34 protein-coding genes are annotated in these 21,518 nt (G+C 66.4%); all 34 read left to right on the top strand.

The features are described 5' to 3' along the window. The first annotated feature begins 101 nt into the window (after nucleotides 1–101). The 34 genes from QZH52_RS32575 (at nucleotide 102) to QZH52_RS32735 (ending at nucleotide 21,468) form a co-directional block, all read left to right on the top strand. On the top strand, nucleotides 102–542 hold the full coding sequence (locus QZH52_RS32575; protein ID WP_301815252.1) for a hypothetical protein: 441 nt from the start codon (nucleotides 102–104) through the stop codon (nucleotides 540–542). Next, a complete protein-coding gene (locus QZH52_RS32580; RefSeq protein ID WP_301815254.1) occupies nucleotides 539–997 on the top strand; it encodes a hypothetical protein in 459 nt (152 codons plus the stop codon). Before QZH52_RS32575 ends, QZH52_RS32580 begins: the two co-directional genes overlap by 4 nt. Then, nucleotides 994–1,530 (top strand): hypothetical protein, encoded by a 537-nt coding sequence (locus QZH52_RS32585; RefSeq protein WP_301815255.1) that lies wholly within the window; start codon nucleotides 994–996, stop codon nucleotides 1,528–1,530. The genes QZH52_RS32580 and QZH52_RS32585 overlap by 4 nt, the downstream gene beginning before the upstream one ends. A gap of 14 nt (nucleotides 1,531–1,544) precedes the next feature. Further along, nucleotides 1,545–2,051 (top strand): nuclease domain-containing protein, encoded by a 507-nt coding sequence (locus tag QZH52_RS32590; protein WP_301815257.1) that lies wholly within the window; start codon nucleotides 1,545–1,547, stop codon nucleotides 2,049–2,051. Further along, a complete protein-coding gene (locus tag QZH52_RS32595; RefSeq protein WP_301815258.1) occupies nucleotides 2,048–2,359 on the top strand; it encodes a hypothetical protein in 312 nt (103 codons plus the stop codon). Before QZH52_RS32590 ends, QZH52_RS32595 begins: the two co-directional genes overlap by 4 nt. Then, nucleotides 2,356–2,547 (top strand): hypothetical protein, encoded by a 192-nt coding sequence (locus QZH52_RS32600; protein WP_301815259.1) that lies wholly within the window; start codon nucleotides 2,356–2,358, stop codon nucleotides 2,545–2,547. The genes QZH52_RS32595 and QZH52_RS32600 overlap by 4 nt, the downstream gene beginning before the upstream one ends. Then, nucleotides 2,544–3,026, top strand: coding sequence for a hypothetical protein (locus tag QZH52_RS32605; RefSeq protein WP_301815261.1), 483 nt, complete (start codon nucleotides 2,544–2,546; stop codon nucleotides 3,024–3,026). Before QZH52_RS32600 ends, QZH52_RS32605 begins: the two co-directional genes overlap by 4 nt. A gap of 259 nt (nucleotides 3,027–3,285) precedes the next feature. Further along, the gene (locus QZH52_RS32610) at nucleotides 3,286–3,486 is read left to right on the top strand and encodes a hypothetical protein (protein ID WP_301815262.1); all 201 of its coding nucleotides are present in this window, start codon (nucleotides 3,286–3,288) and stop codon (nucleotides 3,484–3,486) included. Continuing rightward, on the top strand, nucleotides 3,483–3,914 hold the full coding sequence (locus QZH52_RS32615; RefSeq protein ID WP_301815263.1) for a hypothetical protein: 432 nt from the start codon (nucleotides 3,483–3,485) through the stop codon (nucleotides 3,912–3,914). The genes QZH52_RS32610 and QZH52_RS32615 overlap by 4 nt, the downstream gene beginning before the upstream one ends. Next, nucleotides 3,915–4,733 carry a hypothetical protein gene (locus tag QZH52_RS32620; protein ID WP_301815264.1) on the top strand — a complete coding sequence of 273 codons (819 nt, stop codon included), beginning with the start codon at nucleotides 3,915–3,917 and terminating at the stop codon, nucleotides 4,731–4,733. Between the two features lie 20 nt (nucleotides 4,734–4,753). Next, the gene (locus tag QZH52_RS32625) at nucleotides 4,754–5,500 is read left to right on the top strand and encodes a DUF8168 domain-containing protein (RefSeq protein ID WP_301815266.1); all 747 of its coding nucleotides are present in this window, start codon (nucleotides 4,754–4,756) and stop codon (nucleotides 5,498–5,500) included. 479 nt (nucleotides 5,501–5,979) lie between these two features. Further along, entirely contained in the window at nucleotides 5,980–6,216 is a 237-nt protein-coding gene (locus QZH52_RS32630) for a hypothetical protein (protein WP_301815267.1), read from the top strand. 448 nt (nucleotides 6,217–6,664) lie between these two features. Next, nucleotides 6,665–7,339, top strand: a complete 675-nt coding sequence (locus QZH52_RS32635) for a phage tail fiber protein (protein WP_301815269.1) — start codon at nucleotides 6,665–6,667, stop codon at nucleotides 7,337–7,339. 2 nt (nucleotides 7,340–7,341) lie between these two features. Then, nucleotides 7,342–7,647 carry a hypothetical protein gene (locus QZH52_RS32640; RefSeq protein WP_301815270.1) on the top strand — a complete coding sequence of 102 codons (306 nt, stop codon included), beginning with the start codon at nucleotides 7,342–7,344 and terminating at the stop codon, nucleotides 7,645–7,647. A 3-nt stretch (nucleotides 7,648–7,650) separates the two neighbouring features. Further along, the gene (locus QZH52_RS32645; RefSeq protein ID WP_301815272.1) at nucleotides 7,651–8,166 is read left to right on the top strand and encodes a hypothetical protein; all 516 of its coding nucleotides are present in this window, start codon (nucleotides 7,651–7,653) and stop codon (nucleotides 8,164–8,166) included. A gap of 3 nt (nucleotides 8,167–8,169) precedes the next feature. Then, nucleotides 8,170–10,161, top strand: a complete 1,992-nt coding sequence (locus tag QZH52_RS32650; RefSeq protein ID WP_301815275.1) for a hypothetical protein — start codon at nucleotides 8,170–8,172, stop codon at nucleotides 10,159–10,161. 3 nt (nucleotides 10,162–10,164) lie between these two features. Next, nucleotides 10,165–10,512: a hypothetical protein gene (locus tag QZH52_RS32655; RefSeq protein ID WP_301815277.1), complete on the top strand. Its 348-nt coding sequence runs from the start codon at nucleotides 10,165–10,167 to the stop codon at nucleotides 10,510–10,512. 9 nt (nucleotides 10,513–10,521) lie between these two features. Continuing rightward, nucleotides 10,522–10,752 carry a hypothetical protein gene (locus QZH52_RS32660; RefSeq protein WP_301815278.1) on the top strand — a complete coding sequence of 77 codons (231 nt, stop codon included), beginning with the start codon at nucleotides 10,522–10,524 and terminating at the stop codon, nucleotides 10,750–10,752. A 131-nt stretch (nucleotides 10,753–10,883) separates the two neighbouring features. Further along, a complete protein-coding gene (locus tag QZH52_RS38760; protein ID WP_366919347.1) occupies nucleotides 10,884–11,072 on the top strand; it encodes an HNH endonuclease in 189 nt (62 codons plus the stop codon). A gap of 185 nt (nucleotides 11,073–11,257) precedes the next feature. Continuing rightward, nucleotides 11,258–11,659, top strand: coding sequence for a hypothetical protein (locus QZH52_RS32665; RefSeq protein WP_301815280.1), 402 nt, complete (start codon nucleotides 11,258–11,260; stop codon nucleotides 11,657–11,659). Then, entirely contained in the window at nucleotides 11,659–13,353 is a 1,695-nt protein-coding gene (locus tag QZH52_RS32670; protein WP_301815281.1) for a terminase large subunit domain-containing protein, read from the top strand. The genes QZH52_RS32665 and QZH52_RS32670 overlap by 1 nt, the downstream gene beginning before the upstream one ends. 7 nt (nucleotides 13,354–13,360) lie before the next feature. After that, complete coding sequence (locus QZH52_RS32675; RefSeq protein WP_301815283.1) at nucleotides 13,361–13,552, top strand: hypothetical protein; 192 nt, start codon at nucleotides 13,361–13,363, stop codon at nucleotides 13,550–13,552. After that, the gene (locus QZH52_RS32680; RefSeq protein WP_301815284.1) at nucleotides 13,552–15,018 is read left to right on the top strand and encodes a phage portal protein; all 1,467 of its coding nucleotides are present in this window, start codon (nucleotides 13,552–13,554) and stop codon (nucleotides 15,016–15,018) included. The genes QZH52_RS32675 and QZH52_RS32680 overlap by 1 nt, the downstream gene beginning before the upstream one ends. Beyond that, nucleotides 15,015–15,935 carry a S49 family peptidase gene (locus QZH52_RS32685; protein ID WP_301815285.1) on the top strand — a complete coding sequence of 307 codons (921 nt, stop codon included), beginning with the start codon at nucleotides 15,015–15,017 and terminating at the stop codon, nucleotides 15,933–15,935. The genes QZH52_RS32680 and QZH52_RS32685 overlap by 4 nt, the downstream gene beginning before the upstream one ends. A 2-nt stretch (nucleotides 15,936–15,937) precedes the next feature. Then, nucleotides 15,938–16,147: a hypothetical protein gene (locus tag QZH52_RS32690; protein WP_301815286.1), complete on the top strand. Its 210-nt coding sequence runs from the start codon at nucleotides 15,938–15,940 to the stop codon at nucleotides 16,145–16,147. 165 nt (nucleotides 16,148–16,312) lie between these two features. Then, entirely contained in the window at nucleotides 16,313–17,734 is a 1,422-nt protein-coding gene (locus tag QZH52_RS32695) for a phage major capsid protein (RefSeq protein WP_301815287.1), read from the top strand. Nucleotides 17,735–17,801: 67 nt separating this feature from the next. Beyond that, the gene (locus tag QZH52_RS32700; protein ID WP_301815289.1) at nucleotides 17,802–18,248 is read left to right on the top strand and encodes a hypothetical protein; all 447 of its coding nucleotides are present in this window, start codon (nucleotides 17,802–17,804) and stop codon (nucleotides 18,246–18,248) included. 59 nt (nucleotides 18,249–18,307) lie between these two features. Further along, on the top strand, nucleotides 18,308–18,589 hold the full coding sequence (locus QZH52_RS32705; protein ID WP_301815290.1) for a hypothetical protein: 282 nt from the start codon (nucleotides 18,308–18,310) through the stop codon (nucleotides 18,587–18,589). A gap of 15 nt (nucleotides 18,590–18,604) precedes the next feature. Then, a complete protein-coding gene (locus tag QZH52_RS32710) occupies nucleotides 18,605–19,207 on the top strand; it encodes a head-tail connector protein (protein ID WP_301815292.1) in 603 nt (200 codons plus the stop codon). Beyond that, nucleotides 19,204–19,560: a phage head closure protein gene (locus tag QZH52_RS32715; protein ID WP_301815293.1), complete on the top strand. Its 357-nt coding sequence runs from the start codon at nucleotides 19,204–19,206 to the stop codon at nucleotides 19,558–19,560. Before QZH52_RS32710 ends, QZH52_RS32715 begins: the two co-directional genes overlap by 4 nt. Further along, the gene (locus tag QZH52_RS32720) at nucleotides 19,553–19,906 is read left to right on the top strand and encodes an HK97 gp10 family phage protein (RefSeq protein ID WP_301815295.1); all 354 of its coding nucleotides are present in this window, start codon (nucleotides 19,553–19,555) and stop codon (nucleotides 19,904–19,906) included. The genes QZH52_RS32715 and QZH52_RS32720 overlap by 8 nt, the downstream gene beginning before the upstream one ends. Nucleotides 19,907–20,051: 145 nt before the next feature. Then, a complete protein-coding gene (gene gp17, locus QZH52_RS32725) occupies nucleotides 20,052–20,387 on the top strand; it encodes a tail completion protein gp17 (RefSeq protein WP_301815296.1) in 336 nt (111 codons plus the stop codon). 116 nt (nucleotides 20,388–20,503) lie between these two features. Then, nucleotides 20,504–21,157, top strand: a complete 654-nt coding sequence (locus tag QZH52_RS32730; protein WP_301815298.1) for a phage tail protein — start codon at nucleotides 20,504–20,506, stop codon at nucleotides 21,155–21,157. After that, nucleotides 21,157–21,468 carry a phage tail assembly chaperone gene (locus tag QZH52_RS32735; protein WP_301815299.1) on the top strand — a complete coding sequence of 104 codons (312 nt, stop codon included), beginning with the start codon at nucleotides 21,157–21,159 and terminating at the stop codon, nucleotides 21,466–21,468. The genes QZH52_RS32730 and QZH52_RS32735 overlap by 1 nt, the downstream gene beginning before the upstream one ends. Nucleotides 21,469–21,518 lie beyond the last annotated feature (50 nt).

The following is a 21,518-nucleotide window of genomic DNA, read 5'->3' on the forward strand; positions in this document are numbered from 1 at the left end:
TCCATTGAGGTCGACGAGCGTCGCGTGCCGCCGTTCTTCGTCACGGTGGGCCAGCGCATCACCATCGGCGGCGTGGTGTTCCGGATTGCGGAGGTTCGGCCGTGAACACGATCTCCATCATCCAGCCTAAGCGCCCCAGCGGTCCGGGATGGGAGCGGGAAACGCCTCCGCCGGCCGTGCTGAATCTCGGATACCCCATCGAGGTCTGGTGGCACGCCGGCAACCGCCTGCAGGCATTTAGCGCGGTCGAGGTCGCCCGCGATCCGGGCCAATTGCATCTCGGCCCCGAGTATCACTTGAGCGTCAGCAGCGAAAACGAGCGCGGCAAGGTGCGATGCAGCGGCGCGGACGCCCTGTGGGTGCTCAACGAGTTCGGCCTGCTCGACGCGAAAGAGGACAACCACGTGCCGAACGGCATCGCGCGCAACTTCTGGCGACCGGTCGCTGACAACCTCTCCGGGTACGAGTGTCCATGCGTGGACGACGAGCCGGCGATCCGCGAAGACAAGGGCGACTTCGTTTGGCGGGGGATCACGCGATGACCACCCGAAGCATCCTCGTCGCCAGCCCGCGCGCCGCTCACGAAGCCGTGGTCGACCTCTACCAGAACGTGATCAAGGAACACACCCGCACTGGGGCGGCCGGGATCCTGACCTGGGAGACGGTGGACCAGTACCACCGCCATCAGCTCCGGAAGATGTTCCACGGCCCGATCCTGAAGGACATCGCCGAGCAGGTGTGGCTCTGGGACGGCCGGGTCGGGGAGCGCGTGCGGTACGCCCCGCTGGTGTGGAAAGCCTTCTTCGCCGAGATGTTCATTGAACCCGAGTTCGAGGAATACACCGTCCGCGCGACTGGCGAGATGAAGGTCCGCCAGCGCCGGCGGAGCACCGAAGCCCTCTCGGACGACAAGTTCGCGCTGTTCGTGCTGCAGGTATGCGCTTTCGCGTGCACCGAGCTCGGCGTCGAGTTCATTGAGATGGAGCCCCAGCAATGAAGTGGACCGAGCACACCATCGCCCGCGCCATCGCGCTGCAGACGCTCGCCCGGAAGTGCGTGGTGCTGGTGGACAACTGCAACTGGACCGGCCACGAGTGCGACGTCCTGGCGGTGACGACTGACCTGCGCATCATCGACGTCGAGGTCAAGATCAGCCGCGCCGACCTGAAGGCTGATGCCAAGAAGGAAAAGTGGTGGGAGCGCATCACGTCGTACCAGGGCATGGGCCCGCCGCAGCTGCGCCCCCACCCGCGCAAGGTCTGGAAGCACTACTACGCGCTGCCGGCCGAGATCTGGGACGATTCGCTGCTCGCATTCCTGCCGTCGCCGGCCAGTGGCGTGCTGCTGCTCCGGCCGGGCCAGAACCCCGACGCCATGCCGGTGGTGGTCAGCTGCCAGCGGCGGGCGACGCCGAACAAGGACGCGGCGCGCATCACGGCGCAGAGCGCGATCGACATCGCCCGGCTGGCCAACCTACGGATGTGGGAGTCGTATCACCAGGCCCGCCACCGCGTGCTGGAGCCGGCATGAAGCAGCGCAAGCCCATGTCCCGCGGTACCGGCTTCGCCCGCAAGGTCTACGAGCGCGCGCCGGCCGCACCGGCACGGCCGCTCGAGCGCCCCGTCGTCGTCGCGCGCATCACCTCGGTCGTCAAGGCGGTGCCGAAGTCGCCGCGCGCCGAGAACAAGCACCTGTTGAGCATGGCCCGGGGCCGGCCCTGCCTGATCCGCAGCCCGATCTGCGACGGCGGCACCGATACGACGGTCGCCTGTCACGGCGGCGGCGTCGCGAACGGGAAGGGCACGGGCTACAAGGTCGGCGACCACCTGACGGCCTGGGGCTGCCACTGTTGCAACCACTACACCGATGCGTACGGCGGCGCCACGCGCGCGCAGAAGACGGCGGCCTTCATGGCCGGCCATCTCCGCCAGGTGCTGGCATGGCGCGCGATCGTCGCGGACCAGAGCCAGCCACCGAAGGACCGCGCCGCCGCCCGGTGGGCGCTCGACCACCTCAATGCAACGCCCGTAGGGCAGGGAGACACGCTATGAACTGCCGAGAAGGCGATCTCGCCTACGTCACGGACATGCCCTATCCGGTGTCCGAGGCCAATGGCCGGTTCGTCCAGGTGAAAGAGCTGGTGCTGGCCGCTGGCGAGGCCTACTGGTTGCTCGACAAGCCGGTTAGGTTCCGCGCCAGGGCCAATTTCAGCCTGATGGGCGTTTGCTTCTTCAAGGGCGAACCGGTCGCGGTCGATGCGATCGCAGACGCCTACCTGCGCCCCATCCGAGACCCCGGCGACGACGCCGTCGACGAGATGGTTCGCTTCTTCCCGGCGCCGAAGCTGGAGACCGCATGACGCCCATCTCCATCGCCGACCTGGCCGGCGCGGTGCTCGAGCGGCTGCCGCGGTCCGATGCTGCGCCCGACCTGCCATGCACCACCGCGCACCCGGTCACTGGCGCGGCCGTGGTGCTGGACGCCCGCACGTCGGAAGCGCAGATCCGCCCGATCCTTGCGGTCGACTTCTACGAGGGGCGGCCGTGAGAAAACGCACCGTTCGCCGCAAGGTCTGGACGAAGGACGCGAACGCTTTCGCGTCGGCGATCTCCGGCGCTTGCATCATCGACGACGGCCGCCTCGAGCAACTCCGGGTGCGTGATCGCGCCGCGGTCGAGGCCTTCCGCACCGGCACGGCCACCGACCAGCATTGGCGCGACATCGCTGACCTGGTGAACATCTCCGAGGTCCTGTGCGAGTGGGGCGTCGGCACGCAGGAAGTTGCGCCGGTGCTCAAGGATGTCGAGCGCCACCTCAGAGAGGCGATCGACCGGTATCAGCGTACGCAGCGCATGGGCACGACCGGTCCGGGCCTGAAGGCATTCGCCGACCTGCTGGAGTACTTCGACCTGCAGCGCACCAGCGTCGGCCTCGCTACCTACGAGCGTGCCGTGCAGAAGGTCATCGACCGGGTGCGATCCGGCTACACCGGCTCGAAGGTCGAGCCTCAAGGAGCTACCGCATGAAGCGCTCTCTCGTCGCCCGCATGGTGCATTCGCTGCTCTGCTGGGGGCCATCCCGAACAAACCACCAAGCGCCGACGGTCCGATTGCCGCCGAGCCCGCCAATGGAGCGAGGCGTTTTCGGTCACCAGCCCAACCGCTGGAACGGCCCGCCGCCGATGGTGCGCCCGGCGCGACCGCCCCTCGACTGCCGCGGACCTGCGCCCCTCGATTTCCCCGAGATCGACACATCACTTCTCCCACTGCCCAAGGAAACCGCACCGTGACTCCACTGGAAATCATGCGAGCGCTTCGCAAAGCGATGCAGGCTGCGGAGCCTGGAACCCACGAGGTGGAACTCGAAGGGCACCGCATCCTGTTCGAGCGAAGCGACATCGTCACCATCCTCGCCTGCTTCGTGGACGGCGAGCAGACCTTCCCGAGGCCCGAGCCTACGTCGATCAAACCTGAGGAACTGCATTGAAGCCAACTCAACACCTCACCACCGTCGCCGCGCTGCCCTCGGGCGCCGGCCAGGCTGCACACCTCGCTCCCGAGGTCAGCAAGAAGGCCATTCCCACCGGCGGCTTTCACTTGATCGGCATGGATCTAGCAGGCGGTCCCGAGATCGTGGTCATCCACAACTTCCTTAGTGTGGCGAACCCAGAGCAGCTCCGCGCGGCAATCGCCACATCCATGCGCCCGAGGGGGAAGGCGAGGGGATTGACGCAGGTCGCCGCGCCGGCGCTGCCCGAAGGTGAGCTGGCCGGCATGCGGCCGACTGGGGTCATCGTCGATGAGCTCGGCAGCACCGCAGCCTTCGCTGCCTTGGCTGCAGCCTGCATGGGTGATGCCGCCACCCCCGCAGACAAGCAGGGCTTCGAACCCACCGAATACACAGAGAGGAATTGAATGCTCCAGAACGACGAAAAGCGTGGGACCGAGGAGACCTACGCGTCCGCCATGACCAGCTCGAACCTTCGGGTCGAGGCCGACCGGCCGGGCGATGCCGACGTGATCATCGCTGCTGGCTGGAGCCAGAGCCGCGTCGGCGGCGCGCTGCTGCGGCTGCACACGGAGTTCGACGCCAGCGAGAAGCTGCGCTTGGCCACTGGCGACCAGTTCCTGCCGGCCGGCAAGGCCTCGAAGGAGGAGCGCGCCGCGGCCGCCAAGCAGGCCTTCGCCTTCAACCTGCACGAGACCGGGCTGCTGCTGGGCAAGCTGAAGGCGCTCCCGGACGTCCGGGCCCAGGCCACCCTGCAGGGGATGAAGTGGGGCTTCGGCGTTTCCCAGGACCCGGTGTCGCGCTCGGAGCGCTCGGAGGTCCGCGAGCAGGACGCGCAGCTGCTGAAGCGCATGCGCGACGCTGTGACGAAGGCCGCAGAGGATCCGGAGGCCCTGGCCGCGGCAAATGCCGATCTCGCGCACTGGACGGAGGAGGTCGACTCCCGGCGCCGCGCCGAGGAGGCGGAGGATCTCGAACGCTGCCGCGAGAAGGTGGTGGCCGTCATCCGCTGGTGGCTGTCCCAGCGCTGCCCGGTGTGCCAGGGCCGGAAGTTCCAGACCGCCCAGGGCACGGGCCGGCTGACCGCGAAGCTCTGCCAGCCATGCGGCGGGACGGGCCTGCGCGAGGTTCCGCACCAGCAGGAAGGTCGCCGGCTGGCCTGCTGGTTCGATCAGTGCGTGGAACGCGCGCGGGCGTCGATCGGGCGGAGGCTTAGGCCGACGTAGCGGTCGGCAATAATTTGCCCATGGACCCATATATCTTTTACGGCGTGGTGCTGCCTGAGCGCGCGACGTTGAATCTGCATTTCAAGACCAAGACCGCCTTGTCGACACGTCTGAACTCGATGATTTCCAGCAAGGTCGATATCTTGCTGAATCAGATCGTTGTTTGGGTCGACGTGGAGGAAGTTTGGAATGTGCTACACCTGAAGCACGCGGTGGCGCAGCAGATTTCCAACTACCTCGCGATGATCACCTTCCTGACAGGCTACGCGTATGAGTTTCATCTGACGCGCGTGCTGAACCGAGGCCTTGAAGTCGATCAGGTGTTCGGAATTGACATGCCCGCGATCGCAGCTATTAGGCAGGGCATCGACATCGAAACGGAAGGAGTCGCCCTCAGGGAACTCACAGTAGGTCTCGAAGGGGTGTACATCCAACGATGCCTTGCAGATTTGGTGCAGGCCATTCGACATCCAGGCGACGCAGCCTTCTATTGCTATAGAGCGATTGAGGCGCTTCGCATTCACTGCGCGGTATGGCATAACCTTAAAGGCGACAAAGCGGTCCAATGGGAACACTTTAAGGATTTCTCCGGATGCAACGTTGACCATCTCAAGGAAATCAAGATGGGCGCCGATGGTCCTCGGCACGGTGACGTCCTCAGCGTCGCTCCGCTTGATCAGAGTGATGTCTTGACCAAGGCGTGGGCGCTCGTGGATGGTTACTTTGCGAGAATCAAGCCGGCTGTGAGGGCTGGCGCGATGCAATAGGTGTTTGAATGTTTCAGTCGGGTCGTGGATAATAGCCATGCGATGCGCGCACTCTGCTGAGGGTGCTGCCTCCGAATCTCAGCCGAACACCTCCCGCCGCTCCGGCGACGGGCGCCACCCTCGACGGGGAAGGTGTCTTCACAGCAAGCCGCCTCCGGGCGGCTTTTTCGTTTCTGGAACTCTCGGCTTGGTGGTGAACCTAAGCGAGAAGCAACCCTTCTCCAAGGTCGACCACCGACCTCTTGCCCTGACTGGAAACAGCCAGGGCTTTTTCGTTTGGGCTGATTCCCGCACCGCACGCACCAATCCGGCAATGTCACCGGGCCCGTGGCGTGGACAGTTACGAATGCGATGCGGGTTAGCCGGGTTCGAGTCCCGGTCAGCCAACCTCTTGTCTCCGGGCCGCCCTTCGGTCCTTTCGCCCCGGCTGGCAACGGTCGGGGCGCTTTCATTCCAGCATTTCCACTGAGGAACCAGCCATGAGCGTGCGTGCAAAGTTCAAAGTCGTCTCGATCACTACGAGTGCCCGTTGGAATGGCCCCGGCACCATGGGCACCGTGAAGCTTCAGCCGGTAACCAGCGGCAGCGAAGAGAACAAAAAGTTCTACGAAGCGACGCCCTCCGGCGAAATCACTCTCGGCACGATCAACCAGGACGCGCTCGCACAGTTCGAAATCGGCAAAGAGTTCTACGTCGACTTCACGCCGGCCGAGTGATCGGCCTCATGCGACAGGCGGCTTACGGCGCATGTGCCCCTCGGGGAGCCGGTAGCAGCGGGATTGGCGCCCTGCGAACGCAGAAGTAGCCTTCAGTACCACGGCAGCCTCAGATCGGAGTCACGAGCAGGAACAAGGTGATCCAACCGCCGAGCGCGCGCGTTGGCTGGCCCCTGCGGCATACATCGGGCTTAACTCGGGCGACATGCCGCCGGATCGCGTAACCGGCAACCCATTCTGCGGAGTAGAGCGTCTCCTCCGCAACCAGAAAACCCAGCGCCATCCCCCGCGGCCCCGCCATTCCCTACCCGGCGGCTCTGCTGCACCTGCGCTGGCCCCAGCGGCTGGGTGGGCAAACCCTCCGCCCCGCACCGCCCCCGGCATAGCTCCTTCTCCTTTGGGACGCCGGGGGCGTGTCCGGCTCCTCACCTTCGAAACAGGAACATCCATGGCCAAAAGCAACACCTCCGCGAACGACTATGTCGCGCTGATCTACAACGCGACGGCCATCGCCAACATCGCGGACAACGCCGCCAGCTCGCCGCTGGCGAACATCTGGATGGCCGCGCACACCGCCGACCCGGCTGCCGCTGGCACGCAGAGCACCAGCGAGGCGGCCTACACCGGCTACGCGCGGCCGGCGGTCGCCCGCACCACGGGCGGCTTCACCTGCTCGAACGGCGTTGTGACCCTGGTTGCGGATGCTTCCTTCGGCGCCTGCTCGGCCGGCTCGGCGACCCTGACCCATTGGTCGAGCGGCGTCGCGGTCTCGGGCGCGACCAAGGTGCTGCACCGCGGTGTGTTCGGCTCCCGCCAGGGCCCATTCACCGCGATCGTGTCTGGCAACGTCATCACGGTCCCCGGCCACACCATGGCCGTCGACGACCGCGTGGCCTTCTACCAGCCCAGCGGCACGACCCTGCCAACCGGCATCACGGAGGGCACGGTGTATTGGGTCAAGACGGTGAGCTCGAACGACATCACGGTCAGCACGACGCAAGGCGGTGCCGCGGTGACCATCTCGGCCGCTGGCGACGGCCTGGCCTACCGCGTGACGCCGATCGCGGTGTCGGCCGGCATCACGCCGAAGCTCTCGGCCGGGGCGATCATCTACGAGGAGTGATCGTGGCCACCTACGCCGAACTCCTGTCAGCGTCGGAGAACGAGACGCTGCGCAACAAGGTCCGGGTGGCGTGCGTCATCGCGGCCGAAGTGGTGCGAACGGAAGCTGGCACGGTCACGAACCATGCCAATCGGCTGATCTGGGCCAAGTCGGTCTACATCTCGCCCGATTCGGTCACGCAGCGGATGCTGTGGGCCGTGCTGGCGCAGAACGCTGCCGCCACGCTCGCGCAGATCGTCGGAGCCACCGATTCAACCGTGCAGACGGCGGTCAACAACGCGATCGACGTGTTCGCCCAACCGGGCTAAGCGATGGCTGCACAGATCAAGACCAGCTACCCTGCCACCAGCACGGTAGCGCTGACGCTCACGACGGCTTCGCTCGCATCGGACACGAACCTGCTGGCTGGCCGCGCCTCCACGGCGGTGGACAACACCACGAACGTGGACCTAGATCACCTGCTGAGCGGTGCGATCCGCACGGGCACGAGCCCGACCGTCTCGACGACCATCGAGGTGTGGGCCTATTCGTACCTGTCGATCGCTTCAGGCACGCCGACCTATGCAGACGGCATCACGGGCACCGACGCGAACAAGTCGATGACTTCGGCGAACGTCAAGAATGCAGGCTTGCGCCTGGTCACGGCCATCACGGTCGATAACACGACGGGCCGGGACTATCCGATCCCGCCGACCTCGATTGCTGGTCTGTTCGGTGGCGTGCTGCCGCCTTTCTGGGGGATCTTCGTCGTCCACAACACGGCGGTGGCGTTGAACGCGACCCAGGTCGCATTGCAGTACGAGCGGGTGCAGGCCCAGACGGTGTAAGCCGTGCGGCCGATCTTTCGCCTTCCCTCGAACCGACAGCCTCAAGGGGTTGTCCAGCTCGACCGGACGAACCCGCTAAATGCTGCTCCTGCTTTCATGCAGGTGGCGACGGTCGGCAAGGAACTGGTTTCTGGGGCCATCGTCAAGGCAGGCGGCACGACGCCTCCTGTTGTAAGGGGCACGCCAAGCGGGGTTGCGCAGCAGTTCACAACCGGCGCGGCGACAGTCAGCTTTTTGGATCTGGGGCTACCGCTCGGCGCATCGGTCGATCTCGGCAAAGGAACGCCGGCCACATGGGTTGGGGTGTTCTACGCGAACACCACCGCGGGCGTTGCGATAGCGGAACGCAGCGACGGGAACGCGGCAGACATCGGGTGGGGGTTTGGCTATGTCGCAGGCTCGGGCGGCGGTGCCAATTTTGGTCTCGGCTTCGTCAAGGAGTGGGGCTCGGTCAACACCCGCAAGAGCATCAATGAGAGTGTTGCTGCTGGCCTAAACACCCTCGTCGTCACCTATGACGGCGGCTTCCCCGCTTCGGGTATCAATATCTACCTGAACGGCGTTCTTGGCACGACCAAGGGCACAGGGGATGGGTCTGGTTCGAGCGGCACCGATGCGGGGCAGAACCTCTACATCGGCCGCCAGCGGTACGACACTTCGAAGGCTCACGACGGCTCGATTCTGCTGGCGGGTGCCTATCGGCGGATCTGGACAGCAGCCGAGGTTGCATCGTTCCACCGGAACCCGTGGCAGTTGTTTTCCTCGCCGGCGCGCGAGATGCTGGTCGAGGCTTCGGCCATCGCGGGAGCTACCGCAGGCGTGGGCCAAGCAGCATCGCAGGCCGCTGGGGGCGCAGTTCTCGTGCTGTCGGCAGTCGCGCAGGCGGCGGCGCAGGCGGCAGGCGGATCGACTCAGGTCGTAGTTGGCCAGGCCCAGGCAGCGAGCCAAGCGGCACGCGGGCCGGTGGTGGTCGCCCTTGGCGGAGGTCAGAGCTACGCGCAGGCCGCTGGCGGAATCACGCTGGCACCGGCCGGCGCTGCGCGGTCGGCAACGCAAGCCGCGGGCACAGTCATCGCCGGCGCGGCAGGTGCAGGGCAGGGAGTGGGTCAGGCCGGTGGATCGGTCATCGAGGTTGTTGCCGGCGTCGCGCGGTCGCCAGGTCAAGCGGCTGCCGGCGTGACCGAAGTGGCCGCCGGTGTGGCGCAGGGCGCATCCCAGGCTGCTGGAACTGGATCGACAGGAGCAACGGCGGTAGCTGCGGGGAGCGCGCAAGCCGCATCGCAAGCCACCGGATCGGTCAACCTCGGGGCATCGGGCCAAGGAGCAGCAGCAGGCCAGGCGGCCGGCTCTGTTGTCGAAACTGTTGCCGGCGCGGCGAGCGCTGCGGGCCAAGCGACCGGACGTATCACGGCGGTCGTCGCCGGCGTCGCTCAGGCTGCCTCCCAAGCGGCAGGCTCGGCAACGACAGGATCGACCCTTCTGGCGGCCGGCAGCGCGCAGGCGGCTTCCCAGGCAGCAGGTGCCCAGATCGTCGGCGCCGCCGGCGCGGGTCAGGCAGCAGGGCAGGCGGTCGCCAAGGCGTCGGTCACCGGCGCAGGCAATGCAGCATCCGGCAGTTCGGCCACGGGTTCGGTCACAGAGAGCGTGGCGGGTGTCGCCCAGTCGATCGGAGCAGCAGCTGGCGCGGTGTCCAGCGGCGGCACTACGATCGTTGTGCCCGGTGTGGCGCACTCGGCATCCCAAGCGCGGGCCGGCGCATCGACCTCGGTACGCGGCGCGGCGCAATCGCTCTCGCAGGCCTGGAACAGTCCCGCGCAGGCGCTCCTTCTGGGCGATGTGTGGCACGTGGAAGCGCGAGCGGCGCATTGGCTGGTAGACGAGCGTGGCACGCATGCAGTGGTCGGCACCCGCCCGGCGGTCTGGCACACGGACGGGAGAACGACTCACGCAGTAGTTGACGCCCGGCCAACCCATTGGGTAGCGGAAAAGAGGTAGCCCATGGGCAAAGTACTGGACAAGCGCACTGCCGACTCTCGGGTCTACGACATCGACTGCACCGACCTGCTCGCCACTGGCGAGACCATCTCGTCGGTGACGTCGGTGACCGCAGACCAGGGAACCCTGACCTTCGGCTCGCCGTCCATCAACGCCGCCCCGATCGCGTACGCCGATGGCAGGACTGCCGCGATCGGCAAGGTGATCCAGGTGCAGATCAGCGCAGGCACCATTCCGACAGGGCAGAGCAACCTGCAGTGCACCGTGCGCGCGCTGTTCGCCACGAACGTCAGCCCGGCCGTCGAGGCAACCGTGGTGCTGCGGCTGATCGATACGCCGAACATGTACTGAGGGATTCGCATGGCCGTCCTGTCTCGCAACGTCGCAGTGGAAGCCCTCGAGGCGCTCGGCCTCCCTACGGAGCGCGCGATGTCCCTGCGCCTTGAGTTCGATCCTGCCTGCATCGTCACGGCCACCGTCACCTACGCGGTGGAGGACAAGGGCCTGGGCCAGGTGCTGTCGCTGGTGAAGCGGCGCAAGTACCTGGACGAGCAGCCCGAGCGCATCCCGAGCAACCCGACGCCACTCTGATGGGAAAGCTCACCACCCTCAAGTCCAGGCTCGGCACCGCCGGCTCGCGCCTCGCCACCCTGACCCAGCGCCCTGGCGCAACACCCCGACTGCGTGGACGCGCAGCTGTCGACCGCCGGGAGCGCTGGCTCATGGAGCACCCGTGCTGCGTGGAGTGCCGCAAGGAGGGCCGTGTGGTCGCTGCCGACGTGGTGGACCACACCGTTCCCCTGTGGAAGGGTGGACCAGACGACGAGTCCAACTTCCAGAGCCTGTGCCAGACACCCCACCACGACGAGAAGAGCGCGAGGGAAGCGGCAGAGAGAGCGAAGGCCCGATGAGGTCGCGGTCCGAGATCGGGGCGCCTGAGTCGTCCTGACCAGCCGCACGGGGCACGACGGAGGGGGTAGGGGGGTCGAATCCCTGGACCCCGCCGCGCCGGAAACCACACGGTTCCCCATTCGGAGGTTTTTTTCGCCTCGGCTGAATTTCGGCCGAAGTCTAGTTATTGCGCAGAAACGAGAATATGGCCCGACCCCCCTTCAAACCCACCGCGGCGCACCGTCTGCGGGTGTCAGTTGCAGCCGCTGGCGGGATGGCGCACGAGGAAATCGCGCTGGCGCTTGGTGTGGCTCGCAACACGCTGGAGAAGCACTTCGGGCTCGAGCTGTCGACCGTCGCTCACCAGCGGCGCATGGAGGTGCTGGTGGCGCAGTTCCGCGCCGCCAAGAAGGGGAACGTGGCCGCGCAGAAGGCCTTCCTCCAGAACTCGCCGGCCCTGGCCGCGCCGCCGGTGACGAAAGCGGCCGGCGAGGCGAAGAAGGTAGCGCCGCTCGGCAAGAAGGAACAAGCCCAGGCCGATGCCGTCGGCGCTGCGACGAACACCGAATGGGCTGAGCTGCTCAGGCCAGCCGCGCCGCTGCAGTAATGCTCGACCTCTCGTGCCGGGACTGGGTTGAGCGCCAGCGCGCCGGGCTGAGCTTGGTGCCCGACCTGGTGCTGCCGAACTCGGTGGAGGGTGATCGCGCGGTCGGGATCTTCAACAAGCTTCGCCTGTTTGACGTGCCCGGCACGCCGACGATGGCCGAGGCGGCGGGTGACTGGTTCCGGCGCATCGTCTGGGCGTTGTTCGCCTCTTTGGATCCGGTCACCAAGGCGCGCCTGATCCGCGAGCTGTTCCTGCTGGTGCCGAAGAAGAACAACAAGACCACCGGCGGTGCACTCCTGATGCTGACCGCCTTGCTGATGAACGAGCGGCCCCGGGCGCCGTTTCTGCTGACAGGCCCGGTGCACAAGACTGCCGACGATGCCTTCGCCGCTGCCGAAGGTGCCATCACGCTAGACAACGTGCTGCACAAGAAGCTGCACGTTCGCGACCACCTGAAGACGATCATCCACCGTGAGACCGGTGCGAAGCTGGAAATCATGACCTTCGATCCGGACATCGTGACCGGCAAGAAGGTGGTCGGAGCGCTGATCGACGAGGAGCACATCCTGGGCAAGATGCCGCGGGCGAAGAAGGCGATGGTGCAACTACGGGGCGGGATGATGCCGTTCCCTGAGGCGTTCCTGGCCATCATCACGACGCAGAGCGACGAAGCGCCGGCCGGCGTATTCAAGGAGGACCTGACCAAGGCCCGCGAGATCCGGGACGGCAAGCGCAGCGGCCAGATGCTGCCAGTCCTATACGAGTTCCCGGGCGACATGCAACGGAGCGAAGAGAAGCTGTGGCGAGATCCCGCGAACTGGCCGATGGTCACGCCGAACCTGGGCCGGTCGATCGCCCTGGACACCCTGGTCCAGGCCTTCAACGACGAAGAGGCCAATGGCGAGGCGGCCCTTCGCACCTGGGCGTCGCAGCACCTGAACGTCGAGATCGGCCTGGCGCTGATGACGGACCGCTGGGCTGGCGCGGACTTCTGGGAGGCAGCGGGCGAGCCGGGGCTGACGCTGGAGGCGCTGCTGGAGCGCTCAGAGGTCTGCGTGGTCGGCATCGACGGTGGCGGCCTGGACGACTTGCTGGGGTTGTGCGTTATGGGCCGCGAGCGCGGCACACGCCGGTGGCTCACGTGGCACCACGCCTGGGCCCACAAGATCGTGCTCGAGCGACGCAAGGAGATCGCACCGCGCCTGCTGGACTTCGAGGCAGCCGGCGAACTCAGCCTGGTCGAGAAGCCGGGCATGGACGTGAAAGAGGTTGCCGACGTCGTCTGCCAAGTGCGCGACGCGGGCCTGCTGCCAGAGAAGCATGGGATCGGCGTCGACGGCGCCGGCATCGGCGACATCGTGGACGAGCTCACGGCGCCGGAGCGCGGCTTCGCGGTAGGCGCCGACGGTCAAATCGTCGCCATCTCGCAGGGCTGGAGGCTCAACGGAGCGATCAAAACGACGGAGCGGAAGCTCGCCGGCGGCGACATGGTCCATGGCAGCCTGCTGCTCATGAACTTCTGCGTCGGCAACGCGAAGATCGAGGACAAGGGCAACGCCGTGTCCATCACGAAGCAGGTCTCGGGCAAGGCAAAGATCGACCCGCTGATGGCGACCTTCGATGCGGCCTACCTGATGGCCCTCAACCCCGCCGCGATGGTGATCGGCGAAGACTACGAACTCACGACAACGTGACCACCTCATGAACATCAAAATCTTCAATATCTGCCTGCTCGTGGGCTGGCTGATGGTGCTCGCCGGTGGCGTTGTCATCCACCCAGGCTGGGGGCTGGCCATCGCCGGCGGCCTGCTGATCGGGCTGACGCTCGCCGCGGCCTACATCGCGGGGTGGGAACGCCCCAAGGCCCCGACTGACAAGGGCGAGAACGTCTGATGTTCATCAGTCGCATCAGCGCGGACTCCGGTACCGACCGGTCGCCGGCCGGCCGCTTCTGGTTCGAGCCGATCGGCATGCGCACCAGCTCCGGCGCGCGCGTGACGCCGGCATCGTCGATGACGCTACCGGCGGTGATCTCGTGCGTGCGCGTGCTGACGGAGTCGTTCGGGATCATGCCCTTCATGCTGTACCGGCCCAAGGCGTCGGGCGGTCGCGAGAAGGTGCGCAACCACTGGCTGTATCGCCTCATCGCCAAGCGGCCGAATGCCTTTCAGAGCCCGTACGAGTGGAAATTGATGCTGCAGGGGCACCTCGCGCTGCGCGGCAACGCCTTCTGCCAGATCACCGCAAACGGCAAGGGCGAGATCACCGACCTGCTGCCGCTGCATCCGGACCGCATGTCGATTGAGCCGCTCGACAACGGCAGCTACCGCTACGTCTACACCGACCAGAACGGTCGGCCGATCATCTACTCGCGACACCAGATCTGGCACCTCCGCGGCCTCAGTGACGACGGCATGATGGGCCTCAGCCTGGTGGGCCTCGCGCGGGAGGCAATCGGTGAAGGTCTCGCGATCCAGTCCTATTCGACGCGCTTCTTCGCGAACGATGCCAAGCCCGGTGGCGGCTGGATCGAGTATCCAGGCTCGTTCGCCACCAACGAGGCGAAGAAGAAGTTCCGCGACAGCTGGCAGGACATGCAGGGGGGATCGAACCGCGGGAAGGTCGGGGTGCTCGAGCGGGGCATGAAGTTCCACGAGTTGGGCTTGAGCAACAAGGATTCCCAGTTCATCGAGGCGCGTGCGGACAAGCGCAAGGAGATCTACGCCATCTTCCGCGTTCCGCCGCACAAGGCCATGGACCTGGATCAGGCGACAAACAACAACATCGAGCACCAGGGCATCGAGTTCTGGACCGACACGATGCTTCCGTGGGCGACGCTCTGGGAGTCGTCGATCAGCACGTTCCTGCTCGGGGCGGACTCCGACCTGGAACCCGATTTCGACCATATTCCGATGATCCGCGGCGACGGCAAGTCGCGCGCGGAACGAATCGCGCGGCTGGTGCTTTCCGGAGTCATGCTGCGCAACGAGGGCCGCGAAGAGGAGGGCCTCGACCCGATCGACGGCCTCGACGAGCCGATGCAGCCTGCCAACATGATGACGCTCGAGCAGGCAGAGAAGCAGCAGCAGCAACCTCCGCAGCAACAGCCGAAGCAGCCGGCGGCGCCGGCGGACGATGCCGGTGCCCGCGGCGCGGCGCGCATGGCGGCGCTGCTGCGCGGCAACGCCCAGCGCATGGTCCGCCGCCTGATGGCCGACAAGCCGGTACCGGCGGAGACGCTGGCCGAGGCCATGGCTATCTCGGTCCCCGTGGCAAGCACGTGGCTGGAGCTGAGCCGCTCCGGCTTCACTGAAGATGAACTGACCGCGTCCCTCGTGGCGCTCGGAGAAAACGCATGAACTTCCACTTCCTCGACTTCGTCCTGCGCACGCCCTGGGCCCTGCGCCCGGAAACCATGAACGCCTACGCCGCGGTGCTGACCGCGCGTTACGGCCGCAGGATGGGGCTGGTCGCGCTCGATGACGATCCGAACGGAGGCCGTCGCACCGAGCCCGTCGCCGCACGCCCGAACGCGCCGGCCCGCGCCGGCTCCATCGCGGTGATCCCAGTGCGCGGCACCATCGTCCAATACGCCGACCAGTTGGATATGTGCGAGGGCGGAACCACCACCAGCTCGATCAGCCAGGCGCTGAACAGCGCGCTGGTCGACGAGACCGTCGGCTCCATCCTTCTGCACATCCACAGCCCGGGCGGCAGCGTCTATGGCGTGCAGGAGCTGGGCGACGAGATCCGCGCTGCGCGCGCGCAGAAGCCGGTCGTGGCGATCTCCGACAGCCTGGCGGCGTCGGCCGCCTACTGGATCGGCAGCCAGGCTGGCGAGTTCTATTGCACCCCGGGCGGCGAGGTCGGCTCGATTGGCGTCTGGCAGGCACACCAGGACGTCTCGAAGATGTTCGCCGACATGGGCGTGAACATCACGCTGATCTCGGCCGGCAAGTTCAAGACCGAAGGCCATCCGTACGGCCCCCTCGACGAGGAGGCGCAGCGCTTCTTTCAGGCGCGCACCGATGACTACTACGCCGCGTTCACCAACGCCGTGGCCAAGGGCCGCAACGTGCCGATCTCGCAGGTCCGCGACGGGATGGGCCAGGGCCGCGTCCTCGGCGCCGACGCTGCGCTCGCCGAAAAGATGATCGACGGCGTGATGCCGCTGGCCGACGTGATCCGCAAAATGCAGCGCGAAGCGAAGAGCACGCGGCCCGCCGGCCGCTCCGCGCAGGCGAATCGCAACGAGCTCGACCTGCTGTCGCTCTGATCATGGCCAAGCTGGAAGTCTCCGTCGACCTGTTGGTCTCGGCGCTGTTCGAGCGCTCCCAGCCCAACCTGGTCGTGCGCGGCGCGTCGTTCGACGCCGGGCGCAACGTCGTCGAGCTCGACATCGTCGGGCCCGGCGTCCCCGAATGCGAGCGCGTCGTGGCCGAGTGCCACCAGCGCAGCTTCTCTGTGGAGTTCAAGCCGGCGCCCTGACGCCGCACCGATCCCGGGCTGGCACGGCCCACCCGCTGCCAGATCCGTCGATCTGGCAGTGAGGCCCCATCGGGCCGTTGTGCAACCCCCGTGAGCCCGCCCCGTGCGGGCTTTGTCGTTTCTGGCCGCCTTCGAGCGGCCTTTGTCATTTTTGGAGATCCCGAAATGTCCGCAAAACTCCGTGCCCTGCAGGCGAAGAAGGCCGACCTGGTCGCCGGCGCCCGCAAATTCAACGACGAGACCGACGCGAAGGCCCAGGCCGAGAACCGCGGCTGGACCGACGACGAGACCAAGCAGTACGCTGCCCTTGTCGACGGCATCACCGCCACGTCGTCCGCGATCGACCGCGAGAACGCGCTCATCGCCCAGGAAGCCGGCTTGGGCGCCGCTGCGCACGCCGCTGGCGGTGCCGGTGGTCAGGCCGCCCCCCCGGTGGCCGCTGCTGGTTCGCACGTCGTGCTGCCGGCCGGCGCCCGCATCGGCACTGAGCACAACGCCGATGCCGACCCGCGCCGCGGCTTCCGCTCGCTGGGCGACTTCGCGCAATCCGTCCGTGGTGCCGCGATGGCCTCGCGCACCGGTCAATCCATGGATGCCCGTCTCGCGCCGTTGATGGGCCCTGGCGGCCCCGTCGCTGCGGCTCCGGGTGCAGGCACCTATGCCAACGAAGGTTCCGGCGCCGATGGCGGCTTCCTCATCCCCGTCGGCTTCAGCACCACCGTGTGGAACCTGTCGCTGGAAGAGGATGCGCTGCTGCCCATGACCGACAACCTCCCGGTCGAAGGCAACGGCATGTCCCTGCCGAAGGACGAGACGACTCCCTGGGGTTCGAACGGCGTGCGTGCGTACTGGCAGAACGAGGCCGGGGCGGCAACTGCCACGAAGCCGGTGTTCGGCCGCACCGAACTGAAGCTGAAGAAGCTGATGGCACTGGTGCCGGTGTCCGACGAGTTGATGGCTGACGCCAGCGCACTGGGCGCCTACCTGGTGCCCAACATGGCGCGCTCGATCCGCTGGAAGACCGACGAGGCGATCCTGTTCGGCGCTGGCAACGGCACACCGCTGGGTGCGTTCTTCGCGCAGTCGCCGGCCTTCGTCACCGTTTCGAAGGAATCGGCCCAGGCCACCCTGACGCTGAAGCCGGAGAACATCGCCAAGATGGTCTCGCGCCTGCTGCCGGGCTCGTACGGCAAGGCGGTCTGGCTGATGAACAACGACGCGCTGCCGTACCTCTGGACGCTGAACACCAACGGCAACCAGCTGTACCTGCCGTACGGCGGTGGCCAGGGCACCTTCCAGGGCAGCCCTTACGGCGGCCTGATGGGCCGGCCCGTGATGGTGACGCAGCACGCCAAGAGCTTCACCTCGCTGGGCGACTTGATGCTGGTGGACCTGTCGCAGTACCAGACCATCACGAAGTCGAGCGGCATCGAGACGGCGACGTCGATGCACCTGTACTTCGACGCCGACGCGGTCGCCTTCCGCTCGACGTTCCGGGTCGATGGCCAGCCGAAGATGGCTGCGCCGGTCAATCCCGCCAACGGCAGCAACACGCTGTCGCCCTTCGTGCAACTGGAAGCCCGCTGATCTAGCGATTCCAGAGTTCCGGCCCTTCGGGGCCGCCTTCGAATTCCCTCTCCTTCAGGAGCCTTCCATGTACCAGTCTCTCAAGTTCTCCGACCGAGCCGGCATCCTCACCACGCTCGATCCCGCCAGCGTTGCCGCCAGCACGGTGGTCACCTCCTGGGTTCCCGTCGCCAAGTGGCATGCAGTGGCGGCCATCCTGCAGACCGGCGTGCTCGGCGCTTCCGCGACCGTGGACGCCAAGCTGCGCCAGGCCACCGACAGCAGCGGCACCGGCGCCAAGGACATCACCGGCAAGTCGATCGCGCAGTTGGTCAAGGCCAGCCACGACAACAAGCAGGTGGTGATCGAAGCCAAGGCCGAAGACCTGGACACGAACGGCGGCTTCACGCACGTTGCGCTGTCGGTGACGGTGGGCACGGCAGCTTCGCTCCTGAGCGCCGTGCTGTTCGGCCACAACGCGCGCTTCCTGCCGGGCTCGGACTTCGACGACGCCGACGTCGTCCAGATCGTCTGATCGCAACCCCTGAAGTCCCCCGGCCTCGTCGCCGGGGGCTTTCTGTTCCTGGAGATCCTATGAAGCGAATCCTGTTCACCTCCGCCTGGTTCGAGACGGACCATACCGGCACCAGCCACGCCCGCTTCGAAGCCGGCAAGGACTATCCGGCCGACGACGCCGAAGCCAAGCGCTGTGTCGCGCGCGGCATCGCCGAAGAGGTCGACGTCGCCGATGAACCGGCCGCGGCCCCGAATGTGACCACCGACGCGCCGGCAACCGAAGCCGCCGAGCCGGCAGCCGAAGCCCCCGCCGCCGAACCTGCGCCCGCGCCGGCCCCGGCCACCCGAGCCAAGAAGTAAGTCGGAGCGCCGCCCGTGCTGATCCAGACCACGCCGCCGAGCATCGAGCCGGTATCGATCGCAGAGGTGAAGCTGAACTCGCGGATCATCGACACGTCCGACGACGTCAACCTGGCGTTGCTGATCGGCGCCGCGCGCCGCTACGCCGAGTCGTACACCGGCCGCAGTTTCATCACGCAGGGCTGGCGCCTGGTGCTCGACGGGTTTCCGTCGTGCCTCGATCTTGAGCGCGGCGCGGTGCTGTCGATCAACTCGATCACCTACCGCGACATGGGCGGCGCCACGCAGACGATCGCGTGGGGCGCGGCTGCCAATGGAATCCAGCGATCGAGCGATGGCACGCTCGTGGCCGACCTCACGTCCGCCCGCATTGCGCCGGCATTCGGCTCCGTCTGGCCCATCCCCATGGCCGAGATCGGCGCCGTGGCCGTGAACTACACCGCGGGCTATGGCCCGGCAGCCGCCGATGTGCCGGAAGGCGTGCGGCACTGGATCCAGATGCGAGTCGCCACGCTCTACGAGAACCGGGAGGAGGTCGCGTACTTGGCCCGGGGCAAGATCGAACTGCTGCCGTTCTTCGACCGGCTGCTCGATCCCTACAGCATCGTTCTGGCATGAGAGCCGGAGCATTGCGCCGCCGGGTCGATCTGCAGACCCGCGCGAAGGCGAGAGATGCCTACGGGCAGCAGTCGTCGATTTGGACCGATTCCATGACCGGTGTCCCGGCCGACATCCAGTCGCTCACTGGCCGCGCGCGGGAGGCCGCGCAGGCGGTCTACACCGAGGTCACCCATCTGATCGTTCTGCGCTACTCCGACTTGCTCGCGGATCCCGTCAAGGTCGCGACTATGCGGGCGGTGTACCGCAACGGCAGCGTGGCCAGGTACTTCAACATCGGCGCCGCGATCAACGTCGACGAGCGAAATCGCGAGATCAACCTCTACGTTTCGGAGGGCCTGAACGATGGGTAGCGCCTTCACGACGGTCGCCGACTTCAGCGAGGAGTTTGCCCTGCTCGATCAACTTGGCGAGGACACGCGCAAGATGCTGAGGCCTGCCGCCCAGGCCGGCGCACAGGTCTACTACGAAGGAGCGGTGCGCCGGGTGCCGGTCGCAACCAAGGCGGTCACCACAAAGTGGGGCAAGGTCATCGAGCCCGGAGCATTGAAGGCTTCTGTCTATCAGGCGTTCAGTGCCGACAACAGTGGAGCCTCTCGTGCGACGTACCACATCAGCTGGAACGCGGCCAAGGCGCCGCATGGACACCTGATCGAGAACGGCCATTGGACTCGCTCGGTGGGCAAAGGGGGCCGCTGAAGCCCAAGTGGGTGCCGCCGCACTCCTTCATCCGGAGCACCTACGAGGCGGACTCCGATCATGCCGTTGCCGCGATGAATGCCAAGATCGATGCCGGGCTCGCTCAGGTACTCGCGAGGTTCGTATGACTGTTGAAACCGATCTGATGAGCCTGCTCGAGCCGCTGGTCGCGGGCGCCGTCTACCCGGTTTCGGCTCCTGACGACGTCGCGAAGCCCTATCTCACCGTGACGCAGGTCGGCGGCCGCACCGTCGCCTACCTGGAACGCGCGCTTGTCTCGAAGAAGCACGGCCGCTTCCAGATCAACTGGTGGGCGCGGAGCAAGGGCGAAGTCGTCGCGCTCGCCGCGCAGATCGAGAGCGCGATCCTTCTGTCCCCGCTCTTTCAAGCCGAAGCGCTCGACGCCCCCAACGACATCGACGGCTCCTTGGTCGACCTGTTCGGCATGCAACAGGACTTCGGCATCTGGTCGGACCGATAGCCGCCCACATTCGTTTCACCCACCGGCCCGTCTCGTGCGGGCTTTCTTCTGCCCGCTGAGGGCGTTAACCACCGCCGCCACTGGCGGTTTTTTTTCGTCCTTTCGAAAGGCCAATCATGTCCGCCTCGCTCCCCAATGGTGCCGTTCTGTCCATCGCGACGACCTACGGCGCTGCCATTCCCGTCACCGTCCTGACCAACGCCGCGCCGCCCGTCGCCACGGCCACGGCTCACGGCCTCACCAATCTCGATATCCTGGAAGTCACCTCCGGCTGGCTGGGTCTCGATCAGCGCCCGGCGCGCGTCGCCGGCTCGACCACCAACAACTTCAACCTCGAAGGCCACGACACCACGAGCACGACCCAGTTTCCGGCGGGCACCGGCATCGGCTCGGTGCGCAAGGTGCTCACCTGGACCCAGATCTCCCAGGTCATGGATCCGGCGACCTCCGGCGGCGATCAGCGCTTCGTGAACTGGAACTACCTGGAGGATGGCAACGCACCCGAGCGCGCGAAGCCGACCAACAAGGCAGCCAAGGTGCTCATCCTCAAGCTGGCCGACGACCCTGCGCAGGCCTGGAACGCAGTGCTGAAAGCCGCAGACGCCGCCGGCACGCCGCGGATCATTCGACTCGCACTGCCGAACGGCTCCTTCATCTACTACAACTCGTATGTCGGCTTCGACGACGAGCCGTCGCTCGGCTTCAACAACATCATGCAGGTGTCGCTGACGCTCACCAGCGCTGCTCGCTTCGTCCGGTACGCCTCCTAATGGCAAAGCTCAAGCTCAACCCCGAGCCGACCTTCAACGCGAAGGTCGAGATCCATGTGCCCGGCAAGGAGCCGGCGGAGATTGAGTTCACCTTCAAATATCGCGATAAGGACGAGTTGAAGGCATTCGCCGAGGCCATGAAGACGATGGAGGACGCCGAGGTGATCCTCAACCTCGCATCGGCCTGGGACCTCACCGACCCCTTCAACAAGGAGTCGGTCGAGATCCTCGTGAAGAAGTACTACACGGCCTCGGGCGCAACTTTCACCAAGTACCTGAGCGAACTGACGGGCGCCAAGGAAAAAAACTAGCCGAGGCGGCCCGCGCCCTCTGCGATCCAGGTCCTTCGGCCGCTGTTGCG

It is taken from the genome of Variovorax ginsengisoli, assembly GCF_030486595.1.
Taxonomy (GTDB): Bacteria; Pseudomonadota; Gammaproteobacteria; order Burkholderiales; family Burkholderiaceae_C; genus Variovorax; species Variovorax ginsengisoli_B.